At 65.1% G+C, this 12,744-nt stretch carries 12 protein-coding genes; 3 read left to right on the top strand and 9 right to left on the bottom strand.

Features of this window, described 5'->3' with window-relative positions:
• Window positions 1–13: 13 nt before the first annotated feature.
• Complete coding sequence (locus tag DQG17_RS02970; protein ID WP_369907972.1) at window positions 14–925, top strand: lysophospholipid acyltransferase family protein; 912 nt, start codon at window positions 14–16, stop codon at window positions 923–925.
• A gap of 141 nt (window positions 926–1,066) precedes the next feature.
• Here DQG17_RS02970 and DQG17_RS02965 read toward each other — a convergent pair whose 3' ends face one another.
• Window positions 1,067–1,942, bottom strand: coding sequence for a 3-hydroxybutyryl-CoA dehydrogenase (locus tag DQG17_RS02965; protein WP_116131286.1), 876 nt, complete (start codon window positions 1,940–1,942; stop codon window positions 1,067–1,069).
• A gap of 194 nt (window positions 1,943–2,136) precedes the next feature.
• Here DQG17_RS02965 and DQG17_RS02960 point away from each other — a divergent pair, with 194 nt between their 5' ends.
• Complete coding sequence (locus tag DQG17_RS02960; RefSeq protein ID WP_116131285.1) at window positions 2,137–2,964, top strand: DUF6473 family protein; 828 nt, start codon at window positions 2,137–2,139, stop codon at window positions 2,962–2,964.
• Window positions 2,965–3,055: 91 nt separating this feature from the next.
• Here DQG17_RS02960 and DQG17_RS02955 read toward each other — a convergent pair whose 3' ends face one another.
• From DQG17_RS02955 to DQG17_RS02930, 6 genes are all read right to left on the bottom strand, one after another.
• Window positions 3,056–3,982, bottom strand: coding sequence for an FAD-binding protein (locus DQG17_RS02955; RefSeq protein ID WP_116131284.1), 927 nt, complete (start codon window positions 3,980–3,982; stop codon window positions 3,056–3,058).
• Window positions 3,982–4,743 (bottom strand): electron transfer flavoprotein subunit beta/FixA family protein, encoded by a 762-nt coding sequence (locus DQG17_RS02950; RefSeq protein ID WP_116131283.1) that lies wholly within the window; start codon window positions 4,741–4,743, stop codon window positions 3,982–3,984. Before DQG17_RS02950 ends, DQG17_RS02955 begins: the two co-directional genes overlap by 1 nt.
• Window positions 4,744–4,917: 174 nt before the next feature.
• Window positions 4,918–5,490, bottom strand: coding sequence for a cob(I)yrinic acid a,c-diamide adenosyltransferase (locus DQG17_RS02945; RefSeq protein ID WP_116131282.1), 573 nt, complete (start codon window positions 5,488–5,490; stop codon window positions 4,918–4,920).
• Between the two features lie 2 nt (window positions 5,491–5,492).
• Window positions 5,493–5,696 (bottom strand): twin transmembrane helix small protein, encoded by a 204-nt coding sequence (locus DQG17_RS02940; protein ID WP_116131281.1) that lies wholly within the window; start codon window positions 5,694–5,696, stop codon window positions 5,493–5,495.
• Between the two features lie 74 nt (window positions 5,697–5,770).
• Complete coding sequence (locus DQG17_RS02935) at window positions 5,771–6,601, bottom strand: SDR family oxidoreductase (RefSeq protein ID WP_116132553.1); 831 nt, start codon at window positions 6,599–6,601, stop codon at window positions 5,771–5,773.
• Between the two features lie 59 nt (window positions 6,602–6,660).
• A complete protein-coding gene (locus tag DQG17_RS02930; RefSeq protein WP_116131280.1) occupies window positions 6,661–7,317 on the bottom strand; it encodes an SH3 domain-containing protein in 657 nt (218 codons plus the stop codon).
• A 146-nt stretch (window positions 7,318–7,463) separates the two neighbouring features.
• Here DQG17_RS02930 and DQG17_RS02925 point away from each other — a divergent pair, with 146 nt between their 5' ends.
• Complete coding sequence (locus DQG17_RS02925) at window positions 7,464–9,812, top strand: DNA topoisomerase IV subunit A (protein ID WP_116131279.1); 2,349 nt, start codon at window positions 7,464–7,466, stop codon at window positions 9,810–9,812.
• A gap of 78 nt (window positions 9,813–9,890) precedes the next feature.
• Here DQG17_RS02925 and DQG17_RS02920 read toward each other — a convergent pair whose 3' ends face one another.
• Together DQG17_RS02920 and DQG17_RS02915 are read right to left on the bottom strand one after the other, a co-directional pair.
• Window positions 9,891–10,577, bottom strand: coding sequence for a DUF2062 domain-containing protein (locus DQG17_RS02920; RefSeq protein ID WP_116131278.1), 687 nt, complete (start codon window positions 10,575–10,577; stop codon window positions 9,891–9,893).
• A 30-nt stretch (window positions 10,578–10,607) separates the two neighbouring features.
• Window positions 10,608–12,725 carry a bifunctional (p)ppGpp synthetase/guanosine-3',5'-bis(diphosphate) 3'-pyrophosphohydrolase gene (locus tag DQG17_RS02915; RefSeq protein WP_116131277.1) on the bottom strand — a complete coding sequence of 706 codons (2,118 nt, stop codon included), beginning with the start codon at window positions 12,723–12,725 and terminating at the stop codon, window positions 10,608–10,610.
• Between the last annotated feature and the right edge of the window lie 19 nt (window positions 12,726–12,744).

Here is a 12,744-nt window from a genome sequence, read left to right as displayed (position 1 = left end):
GAGACCTGGAAACGTGGTGGACTCGACTCAGCCCCGGCCTGCGCTCCTGCACCGGCACCCAGGACATCTGCGCGGTCAGGGCGACGGGGCAAACCTGTCGGGCCAGAGCTATGACCGGCGCCGCCTGTCCTACGCCAACACGTTCGAGAACCCGCTTCAGGTCGCGACCATCCATGCGATGGAGTTTCTGACCGGCAAGATGCACCTGCTGCGGCTGATCCGCCGCTTTGAATCGATGGGCGTGCCTCAGGGCCAGCCGTTCTGGAACCAGGCGCTCGAGGTGATGGGGATCGCGCTTCAGACCCCGCCCGCCCAGATCGCCCGGATCCCGCGCGAGGGCCCGCTCGTCGTCGTCGCCAACCATCCGCACGGCCTCGTCGACGGCATGGTGCTGGCCGAACTGATCGGCCGGCGGCGCACCGACTACAAAATCCTGACCCGCTCGCTGCTGACCGGCGTCGGCGAGATCGACCAGTTCATGATCCCGGTGCCCTTCGCCCATGAACAGGACGCGCAGAAACAGAACCTGGCGATGCGGCGCACCGCGATGGAGCATCTCGGCGACGGCGGCTGCGTCGTGCTGTTCCCCTCGGGCGTGGTCGCCGCCTCCGAAACCCTGTTCGGCCCGCCGGTCGAACGCGACTGGAACCCCTTCACCGCCAAGATGATCCAGCGCTCCGGCGCCGCCGTACTGCCGATCTTCTTTCCGGGACAGAATTCGCGCGCGTACCAGATCGCCAACCGGGTCTCGGCGACCCTGCGCCAGGGGCTGCTGCTCTACGAGGTGGTGCACGCCCTCAACAAACCGCAGGCGCCGGTGGTGGGACAGGTGTTCGACCCTGCCGAAATCCGCTCCTGGTCGAACAACCCGCGCGGCTTCATGGCCTGGCTGCGCGAGCGCACCCTGGCGCTCCGCGACGCCTGACAAGCCGCCCCCTCGAGGGAACCGGCGTGGCTCTGCACCCTCCGCGAACCATTTCTTCTGTTCGAAAATATCCCGGGGGAGTCGCGGCCCGCCGCGACGGGGGCGGCGCCCCCTGCCCCCCGATGGACCCGCGCGAGGCGTTCAGCGTGTCGGAACCGGGGTCTCGCCGCGATAGTCATAGAATCCGCGGCCGGACTTGCGGCCCAGCCAGCCGGCCTCGACATATTTGGTCAGCAGCGGACAGGGCCGGTACTTGGTGTCCGCCAGCCCGTCGTGCAGCACGTTCATGATCGCAAGGCAGGTGTCGAGCCCGATGAAATCGGCCAGTTCCAGCGGCCCCATCGGGTGACCGGCGCCGAGTTTCAGCGACAGGTCGATCGACTTCACGTTTCCGACCCCCTCGTAGAGCGTATAGACCGCCTCGTTGATCATCGGCAGCAGGATGCGGTTGACGATGAAGGCCGGAAAATCCTCGGCGCTTGCGGCGGTCTTGCCGATGCTGTCCACCACCTTCAGCATCAGTTGATAGGTCGGATCATCGGTCGCTATGCCGCGGATCAGCTCGACCAGCTTCATCACCGGAACCGGGTTCATGAAATGCAGCCCCATGAACTTCTCGGGCCGGTCGGTGCGGCTTGCCAGACGGGTGATCGAGATCGAGGAAGTGTTCGAGGTCAGGATCGTCGTCGGCTTCAGATGTGGCTGCAGATCCTCGAAGATCGCGGTCTTGATGGTTTCCCGCTCCGAGGCGGCCTCGATGATCAGATCCGAGGGTCCGATGTCGATCAGGCTCAGCGTGGTCGAGATCCGCCCCATGGTCGCGTCCCGCTCCTCGGCCGAGATCTTCTCGCGGCTGACCTGACGTTCGAGGTTCTTGAGGATCACGGCCAGACCGCGGTCGAGCGCGTCCTGGCTGATGTCGGTCAGCTTGACCTCATAGCCGGACATGGCAAAGACATGGGCAATGCCGTTGCCCATCTGTCCGGCGCCGACGATACCTACAGTCTTGATTTCCATGGTTCCCACCTCAGCGGACGCTTCATTCGCCAAGACCATATGCTGCAGCCGCGAGATATCCAAGTGAGAGCAGCTTTGGCCAACCGCTAAAAATCGTCTCGACCCGAGTGTTTAAAGACCGCGCCGATTAGGAAATTGGCAAGACGCCGCCGCCAGCATGTCCTTCGGGTGTGATGGGAATTATGGGTGGTGGGATGGCTTTCGAGCGTCGCTGGGGCGAGGCCCTCGACTATCGGCCCTGCCGGTATGGCAGCTCGAAACTGGTGTTGCGCGGTCCGCGCAAGGACCTGACCGGCCGATATGTGGCGTTTCTTGGCGGAACCGAGACCTATGGAAAGTTCCTGCGCCGTCCCTTTCCCGATCTGCTGGAACAGGCTTTGGGCTGCGAGACCGTGAACCTTGGCTGCATCAATGCCGGGACGGATGTCTACCTTGGCGATCCGACGATCCTTTCAATCGCAAGGCGCGGGCAGGCCGCGGTGATCCAGGTCATGGGCGCACATTATGGCTCGAACCGTTTCTATTCGGTTCATCCGCGCCGCAACGACCGATTTGTCGCGGCCTCGCCCGAAATGCGGGCGCGCTTCCCCGAGGTCGACTTCACCGACTTCGCCTTCACCGGGCATCTGGTCCGCGCGCTGCATGATCTGGCGCCCGAACGGTTCGCGGCGCTGGTGGAGGAGTTGCAGGCCCTCTGGGTCCGGCGGATGCGCCGGCTGTTGCGTCGGATCGAGGCGCCCAGGGTGGTGCTGTGGCTGTCGGACCACGCCCCTGAAACGGGATCGGCCGACAGGCTCGATGCCGATCCCCTGTTCGTGAGCCGTCCCATGCTCAAGGCGCTGCAGACCGAGATCGACGATCTTGTCGAGGTTGTGCCCGGCCCGACCACCTGCATCCGCTGCACGCGCTGCATGGTGTTTCCGGATCTCGACGCCCCGGCGGCGGCACAGACCCCGGGGGTCGCGGTTCACCAGATCGTGGCCAGGCGGCTCGCCCCGGTGATCGCGCGCCATCTGAGCTAGCCCCGGGGGCCGCCACGGACATTGCGCCAGCGTGACAGCAAAAGGCCCGGTCGCCTGGACCGGGCCTTTCGTATTCAGCGTCAAAGCAGGCTCAGAGCTTTTCGGTCAGTTCCGGCAGCACCTGGAACAGGTCCGCGACAAGGCCGTAATCGGCGACCTGGAAGATCGGGGCTTCCTCGTCTTTGTTGATCGCGACGATGACCTTGCTGTCCTTCATCCCCGCAAGATGCTGGATCGCACCCGAGATGCCGACGGCGATGTAAAGCTCGGGGGCCACCACCTTGCCGGTCTGCCCGACCTGCCAGTCGTTCGGGGCAAAGCCTGAATCGACGGCCGCGCGCGAGGCACCGACCGCGGCGCCAAGCTTGTCGGCCAGCGCCTCGATCAGTGCGAAGTTCTCTTCCGAACCGACACCGCGGCCGCCCGAGACCACCACCTTGGCGGCGGTCAGTTCGGGGCGGTCCGAAGCCGCGACCGTGTCCTCGACCCATTGGCTGAGCGCCTGGGCCGAGCTGCCCGCAATCGCCTCGACCGGGGCCGGCCCGCCCTCGCCCGCCGCCTCGAAGGTCGAGGTGCGGATGGTGGCGACCTTCACGCTGTCTGTCGAGCGCACGGTCTGGACCGCATTGCCGGCATAGATCGGGCGCTCGAACGTGTCGGCGTCGATCACGGCCGAAATGTCCGAGATCACCATGACATCGAGAAGCGCCGCAACCCGCGGCAGGATGTTCTTGGCATCCGTCGTCGCCGGCGCCACAATGTGGCTGTAATCGCCGGCAAGCCCGACGATCAACGCCGCGGTCGCCTCGGCCAGACGATGGCCCAGGGACGCATCCTCGGCCACCAGCACCTTCGAGACGCCCGCGATCTTCGCCGCGGCCTCGCCCGCTGCCGCCGCAGAGGCCCCGGCACAGAGAACCGTCACCTCGCCCAGTAGCGCCGCCGCCGTCACCGCCTTGGCGGTTGCATCGCGCGACAGTTCGCCATTCGTCACTTCGGCCAGAAGAAGAACCGCCATCAGAGCACCCCCGCCTCGTCCTTGAGTTTCGCGATCAGTTCGTCGACCGACCCGACCATGACGCCCGCCTTGCGCGTCGCGGGCTCTGCGGTCTTCACGACCTCGAGCCGCGGCGCGGTATCGACGCCGAAGTCGGCCGGCGTCTTGATATCGAGCGGCTTTTTCTTGGCCTTCATGATGTTCGGCAGGCTGGCATAGCGCGGTTCGTTCAGCCGCAGGTCCACCGTCACGATTGCCGGCAGCGCGACCTTGATGGTCTGCAGCCCGCCATCGACCTCGCGGGTGACAAGCGCGCTGTCGCCTTCGACGGTCAGCTCGCTGGCAAAGGTCGCCTGGGCCCAGCCAAGCAGCGCGGCCAGCATCTGGCCCGTCGCGTTCATGTCGTTGTCGATCGCCTGCTTGCCGCACAGCACCAGCCCCGGCGCCTCTGCCTCGACGATCCCCTTGAGGATCTTCGCCACCGCCAGCGGTTCGATATCGGTCGTCACATCGTCCGTCGCCTCGACCAGGATCGCCCGGTCCGCCCCCATGGCAAGCGCCGTGCGCAGTGTTTCCTGCGCTTGCTTGACGCCGATCGACACTGCAACGATTTCGGTCGCGACACCCTTTTCCTTCAGACGGATCGCCTCTTCGACGGCAATCTCGTCGAAGGGGTTCATCGACATCTTCACATTCGCAAGATCGACACCGCTCCCGTCCGACTTCACCCGGACCTTCACGTTGTAATCGATCACCCGCTTGACGGGCACAAGGATCTTCATACGTGAGCCTCCATTCATGCCGGCTTGCACCGTGTCGTCGGCGGCCGGCTGTTTCGTTCCTACTCCATCCGACCATGACTTATCGGAGCATGCCGCGCTGCAACAGAGCCAAAGCGACGCGCCGCAGCGTTCGGAACGCAGCGTTTTCTGACAGGCCTTGCGTTGGATGCGCGCCTAGCGATGCGCGCCCGGAACCCACAGGATATCGGCCGTTCCACCGCCATTGGCGACCCGACCGGCGACGAAGAACCAGTCGGACAGCCTGTTGAGGTAGGTCACCGCGACCGGGTTCACAGCCTCTTCGCCCGCCAGAGCCACCGCCAGCCGTTCGGCCCGCCGGCAGACCGTGCGGCACAGGTGCAGATGCGCCGCCAACGGGGTGCCGCCGGGCAGGATGAAGCTGCGCAGCGGGCTGAGGTCTGCATTCATCTCGTCGATCTCGGACTCGAGCCGCTCGACCTGGCTCGCGACCATGCGCAGCGGCGGATATTCGGCGTCGGCATCCTTTGCCATCTCGGGCCGGCAGAGATCGGCGCCCAGATCGAACAGATCGTTCTGGATCGCCGCCAGCCGCCCGGCCATCGACCCCGTCGCATGCAGCCGCGCAAGGCCCAGCGTGGCGTTGCATTCATCGACCGTGCCATAGGCCTCGACCCGCAGCGCCTGCTTCGGCACCCGGGCACCGTTGCCAAGGGCGGTCTGCCCGGCGTCGCCGGTACGGGTATAGATCTTGTTGAGGACGACCAAGGTCAGCTCCTTCCGCGCAGATAAACGAACAGCAGGATCAGCAGCACCGCAACGAACTGGGCCGCAATACGATAGCGCATGATCCGGTTGGCATGCTTGCGGTTGAAATCGCCGCCGCGGGCAAAACCCGTGATGCCGGTGAGCAGGATGAACAACACGACCAGAACGGCCGCCGCGACAAGGATGAACAGCGGATCGTGCAGCATGGTGTTCCCCCAGAATGCCCCGGACCGGGGCGTTGCCCGAGCCTACAGGCGGCGGGACAGAATGCGAAGCCCCCTTACCCCATCCGGATCAGCGCATCGAGTGCGCGCGTCGGCAGCAGCCGGCGCAGCGCCGCCATCACATGGGTCGGCGTGGTCACCAGATAGCGTGGCTGCGGATTGCGGGATTCGAGCGCATGGACGAGTTTCTTCACCACAGCCTCGGGTCCCTTTTCGAACCGGTCGCGCGCCGGATCGTCGTAGAGCCGCTTGAGCAAGGTCTCGCGGTATTGATCTGCGCGCGGCGAGGCCTGCCAGTCGATCCAGCGTTCGAAATGGACGATGGAGTTCTTGCGGATGTTGCTGCGGATCGGGCCCGGTTCGATCAGGATCACCTTGATCGGCGTATCCGACATCTCGAGCCGCAACGTGTCCGTCAGCCCTTCGAGCGCGTATTTGGTGGCGGTATAGGCCGCGCGCCACTTGTAGGGGACAAAGCCCAGCACCGACGAGCAGTTGACGATCCTGCCGTGCCCTTGCGCCCGCATCGCCGGGATCGCCGCCCGGGTCAGTTCGTGCCAGCCGAAAAAGTTCGCCTCGAAGGTGGCGCGCAGGGCGTCGGTCGGCAGATCCTCGACCGCCCCCGGCAGGCCATGGGCCCCGTTGTTGTAAAGCGCGTCCAGCGTCCCGCCGGTGCGCGACAGCACCTCGGCCAGCGCCGCATGGATGCTGGCTGTATCGGTATAATCGAGCCGCAGGCTTTCGAACCCCTCGCCGCGCAGACGCTCGGCGTCGGCCTCTTGCCGGCAACTGGCAAAGACCCGCCATCCGCGGTCGCGCAGCCCGTGGGCCGCGGCATTGCCGATCCCCGAGGAACAGCCTGTGATCAGAATGGAACGTTGCGCCACGTCGGAAACCTCCTGCAAGGGCGCCTTCTCTTCGCGCCTCGCCGTTCCGGGCGCAAGGGTCAGCCGCCGGTCAGATCCGCGGCCAGGAACCGGCGCGAGACATAGCCGCTTTCGCCGCCAGCAAAGCGGATCTGGACCCAGTTTCCACCCTCACGCGACAGGACATCGACCGGATCGCCATAGTCGATGGCCCCCACCACCTGGAAATCGGTCGAGGGGCCGGCGCGGACATTGACCCGCGTCGCGGTGACAAACATCCGTTCGCCCGCGGGATCGGCCACGGGGGCAGCCGTGGATCCGGCTTCGGTTTGCGGGGCGGCGGCAATCCCCGGCGCAAGGGTCGTGGCAAAGCTTGCCGGGTCTGCCAGCGACGGCACGGAATCGGCCATGTCGAGGCCCATGGCCTCGATCACTGCGGCCTCGACCGCGCTCTGGGTCCCGGTCTCCGGCAGCGGATCCGGCACGGCGTCCGGCACGTTTCGGGCGACAGGCGCCGCGGTCTCTGCCGATTGGGGCGCGGCCGGGGCGGAACTTGCGGTCTCGGGCACCGCCACGGGCGCGGGAAGCTTCTCTGCCGCCCTCTCCGCCACCTTCTCGGCGGCCGGGCGCGGCGCGGCCGGTTTTCCGGTCGATAGTCTGTCAGTCGGCGCGTCCGGTGCGAGCAGCATGGCCACACCGAGGATCAGCACCGTTCCCGCCACATAGCGTCCCAGCATCGAATCGTCTCCCGACGCAAACCCAGAAAGAATCGGCACCGTTTCATGAACTTTTCGAATGCTATCATGAACCCTACCGGTTTTGACCAGCCGCCGCTCGCCCGGAAGCGCTTGTTCCGGCACGGGTGCTTGGATAGACACGCTCCATGAACGACGATCCCGACACGCCTAAATCGGAGTCCGCAGAAACGCCCGAGCCGCTGCGCAAGGCGATCGGCGAACGCTATCTGACCTATGCGCTGTCGACGATCATGCACCGGGCGCTGCCCGATGCCCGCGACGGGCTGAAGCCGGTGCATCGCCGGATCCTTTTTGCGATGCGCGAACTCAGGCTCGGCGCCACCAGCGCCTTCCGCAAGTCGGCCAAGATCTCGGGCGACGTGATGGGCAACTATCACCCCCATGGCGATGCCGCGATCTATGACGCCATGGCGCGGCTGGCGCAGGATTTCGTGATCCGCTACCCGCTGGTCGACGGTCAGGGCAATTTCGGCAATATCGACGGCGACAACCCGGCCGCCAGCCGCTACACCGAGGCCCGCCTGACCGCGGCGGCCGAGGCGCTGATGGAGGGGCTGGCCGAGAACGCGGTCAATTTCCGCGACAACTACGACGGCACCCTGACCGAACCCGAGGTGATGCCGGCAGCCTACCCCAACCTGCTGGCCAACGGGTCGAGCGGCATCGCGGTGGGCATGGCGACCAATATCCCGCCCCACAACCTCGACGAGTTGATCGGCGCTTGCCTGCATCTGATCAAGTCGCCCGATGCCCGCGACGACACGCTGTTGCAGTTCGTGCCCGGCCCCGATTTTCCGACCGGCGGCGTGATCGTCGAACCGCCCGAGAACATCGCCGAGGCCTATCGCACCGGGCGCGGCAGCTTCCGCATCCGGGCCAAGTGGGAGATCGAGGATCTTGGCCGCGGCCAGTGGCAGGTCGTGGTGACCGAGATCCCCTATCAGGTGCCGAAATCGAAGCTGATCGAGAAGCTGGCCGAACTGATCCAGTTGAAGAAACTGCCGATTCTTGCTGATGTCCGCGACGAGAGCGCCGAGGACATCCGGATCGTGCTGGAGCCGCGGTCGCGCAATGTCGACGCCGAGGTGCTGATGGCCTCGATCTTCCGAAATTCCGACCTGGAAACCCGGTTCGCGATGAACATGAACGTGCTGATCGACGGGCGCACGCCCAAGGTCTGCTCGCTCAAGGAAGTGCTGCGCGCCTTCCTCGACCACCGGCGCGAGGTGCTGCGGCGCCGCTCCGAGCATCGGATGGAAAAGATCGACCATCGCCTTGAGGTGCTGGAAGGCTTCATCATTGCCTTCCTCAACCTCGACCGGGTGATCGACATCATCCGCTATGACGAGGCCCCGAAGGACGCGCTGATGCGCGAACGCTGGGGCGGCGACTTCGTAAGGGCGAATTCCGAGGCCGATTATGTGCCGCCCGCCCCGCTGCGCGATGGCGAGGATGGCTCGCTTTCGGATGTGCAGGCCGAGGCGATCCTGAACATGCGGCTGCGGTCGTTGCGACGGCTGGAGGAAATCGAGCTGCTGGCAGAACAGTCCGCACTGATGGAAGAGCGCGCCGGGCTGCAAGACCTGCTCGACGACGACGGGCTGCAATGGGACCGGATCGCCAGCGAGCTTCGCGAGATCCGCACGAAATTCGGCAAGAAGGCCGTGGGCGGAGCAAGGCGGACCGCATTTTCCGAAGCCCGCGAGGTGGCCGAGGTGCCGCTTGAGGCGATGATCGACCGCGAGCCCGTGACGATCGTCTGCTCGAAGATGGGCTGGATCCGGGCGATGAAGGGGCACCTGCCGCTCGACAGCGATCTCAAATACAAGGATGGCGACGAGGCGCGGTTCGTGTTCCACGGCGAAACGACCGACAAGCTGCTGATTTTCGGCTCGAACGGCCGGTTCTATACGCTGTCCGCGGCAACCCTGCCCGGCGGCCGCGGGATGGGCGAACCCGTGCGCCTGATCGTCGATCTGCCGAACGAGGCCGAGATCGTGACGCTGCGGATCCATCGGCCGGGCGACAGGCTGCTGGTCGCATCGAGCGCCGGCGACGGCTTTGTCGTGCCCGCCGACGAGGTGCTGGCACAGACCCGCTCGGGCAAGCAGGTGCTGAACGTCCGCGACAAGACCGTGGCGGCGGCCTGCATCCCGGTCGATGGCGACCATGTCGCGATCATCTCGAAGAACCGCAAGTTCCTGGTCTTCCCGCTGGAGGAACTGCCTGAGATGACCCGCGGCAAGGGCGTCCGGCTGCAGAAATACAACATGGCCCGCGGCAAGCAGGGCGTTCTCGAACTCGACGGCGGGCTGTCGGACATCCGCACCTTTGCCATGGAACAGGGGCTGAGCTGGCAGATGCCGAACGGCCAGACCCGGCGCGAGACCGACCTGAGCCCCTGGATCGGCAAGCGGGCGGGCGTCGGCAAGGCGCCGCCGCACGGGTTCCCGCGGGACAACAGGTTTACCTGATCAGAAGGTCCGACGCGGGCGAAGCCCATGCTAGCGCCAGCGACGTGTCCGGCTCGGCGCCTTGCGGCGCGCCGTGATTCAGTGTTCGGGCTTGGCGCGTTTCGCGACCGCGGCGGCGCGGATCTCGGCCAGCTTCTTCTCCAGCATCTTCTGCCGCCGGTTCTGATAAGCGGTAATGATCGGCAGGGCGATCTTGTAGGCGATGCAGCCGGCGATGAATCCGGGGATGATCCCGCCGACCAGAAACGGCAGGAAGACCTGATGATAGAAGATCTCGAGCCGCTGCCAATGTGCCGGATCGCCGGTAAAGACGGTGCCGAAATTGTGGTAGAGATCGCCAAAGGCGCCCGAGAACTTCTGGATCAGGCTGGTGTTCATCCCCTTTGGAAACTCGTTCTCGAGATGGTGGCGCACCAGCGGATCGGGTTCCAGCCCGAGGATCCAGTAGCCGGTCTTGAGGCTGATCGCGGCGATGAAGGGGAAGGTGATCGGGTTACCGACGAAGGTGGCGGTCAGGGCCGCAAGCAGATTGCCCCCGACGATCCGTGCCATGATGAACGCGGTCAGGAAATGCAGGCCATAGAACGGCGTGAACGAGACGAAGACCCCGGCGAAGATGCCGCGCGCAATCCGGTGCGGCCGGTCCGGCAGACGCCCCAGACGGTGCTTGAAATAGAGCGCCGCCCGCCCCCAACCGCCGCGCGGCCAGACGGATTCTACGATGATCCGCTTCCAGCTGCGCCTGTCTCTGCGTTTGAAGACCAAGGCCTGCGTTCCCCTGTCGATCCGCCCTGATCAGGGCCTGTGCACTGCGTTTCGCACTCGCGCGACTTCTGCAACATCGTTGTCCGCCTCGAGCGCGGTCATGACCATGTGCAGGTGCTCCATGTCCCGTAGCTCCACGTCGATCCGGAGCCGGAAGAAATCGGGCTTTCGGTCGACGAATTGCAGGTCCGCAATATTCGCCTTCTGTTCGCCAATCAATGTACAGATTCGCCCCAGGACACCGGCGTCGTTGCTGATCGTCAGTTCGAGCGTCACCGCATAAGCCGCCGCATGGCGACCCGAATGCCAGTGCAGATCGACCCAGCGCTCGGGCTGGTCTTCGTATTCGACGAGCGTCGGGCAGTCGATGGCGTGGACGATAACCCCTTGCCCTCGCTGGGTAATACCAATGATACGTTCGCCCGGCACCGGTTGGCAGCAGGCGCCGCGGGTGGAGGTCTGGTCGGCGTCGAGGCCAAGCACGGCGCGGGCGGCATCGACCTCTTCGCCCTCGCGCGCGGCAAGCTCGGGATAGAGCGTATTCACGACCTCGCGAGCCGACAGCTCGGCGCTGCCGAGACGCGCCAGCAGCTCGTCGGTATCCTCGACACCAAGCCGGCGTGCTGCGGTCCTCAGCGCCTTCTGCGACGAGCGTTTGCCAATGTGATCGAAGGCAACCCGCGCCAGTTCCTGACCGAGGCGGATGTAGCGTTCGCGATCCTCTTCGCGCAGTGACCGCCGGATCGCCGATTTCGCCCGCCCCGTGACCACGATGTCGAGCCAGGTCGCCTGCGGGCGCTGCCCCTCGGCGGTGATGATCTCGACCGACTGGCCGTTCTTGAGCCGGGTCCAGAGCGGCACCCGGACACCGTCGATCTTGGCCCCGACGCAGCTTTCGCCGATGCGGGTGTGGATGTTATAGGCATAATCGAGCGGGGTCGCGCCCTTGGGCAGCTTGACCACATCGCCCTTTGGCGTGAAGCAGAACACTTGGTCGGAGTACATCTCGAGCTTCATGTGCTCGAGAAATTCCGCGTTGTCGCTGTCGTTGAAGCGTTCCGACAGCGAACTGATCCAGCGCGCCGGATCGACCGCAAAGGGGTTTTCGGCCCGGACGCCGTCGCGATAGGACCAGTGTGCAGCGACGCCCGCCTCGGCCACCTCGTGCATCTGCCGGGTGCGGATCTGGATTTCGACCTGCTTGCCGTCGCGGCCCGAAACCGTGGTGTGGATCGAGCGATAGCCGTTCGACTTCGGCTGGCTGATATAATCCTTGAACCGGCCCGGCACCGCCTTCCAGCGCTGGTGCATGGCGCCGAGCACCAGATAGCAATCCAGCTCGTTTTCGGTGATGATGCGGAAGCCGTAGATGTCGGAAAGCCGCGAGAACCCCTGCCCCTTTTCCTGCATCTTGCGCCAGATCGAATAGGGCTTCTTGGCGCGGCCGAAAACCTCGGCCTCGATCCCCAGCCGGTCAAGCTCGGCGCGCACATCGGCGGTGATCTTGTGGATCACATCGCCGGTCTCGCGCTGCAGCGTGATGAAACGGCGGATGATCGAGGCGCGGCCCTCGGGGTTCAGCACCCGGAAGGCGAGGTCCTCGAGTTCCTCGCGCATCCATTGCATGCCCATGCGCCCGGCGAGCGGCGCAAAGATCTCCATCGTCTCGCGGGATTTCTTGGCCTGTTTGTCGGGGCTTTGGTACTTGATCGTCCGCATGTTGTGCAGACGGTCTGCAAGCTTGACCAGGATCACCCGAAGGTCGCGCGACATGGCGATGAAAAGCTTGCGGAAATTCTCCGCCTGCTTGGTCTCGGTCGAACCGAGTTGAAGATTGGTCAGCTTGGTGACGCCATCGACAAGCTCGGCCACGTCGGTGCCGAAGCGTTCGGCAATGTCGGTGTAGCTTGCGCGGGTATCCTCGACCGTGTCGTGCAGCAGTGCCGTGACGATTGTCGCATCGTCCAGCCGCATTTCGGTCAGAAGCGCCGCAACGGCCACCGGATGGGTGAAATAGGACTCACCCGAATGCCGCATCTGGCCTTCATGCATTTCGTTTCCGAAAGCATAGGCCTCGCGGATCTTGCCGGTGTCGCTGCGCGGATTATAGGCAGTGACCAGCGCGATAAGGTCTTCAACGTCGATCATTCGCGCCGGCTCTCTCTCG

It is taken from the genome of Tropicimonas sp. IMCC34043, from assembly GCF_003390845.1.
In the GTDB taxonomy this organism is placed as follows: domain Bacteria; phylum Pseudomonadota; class Alphaproteobacteria; order Rhodobacterales; family Rhodobacteraceae; genus Tropicimonas.
Note: the sequence above shows the minus strand (reverse complement) of the source record. Positions and strands in the feature narration are given on the sequence as shown.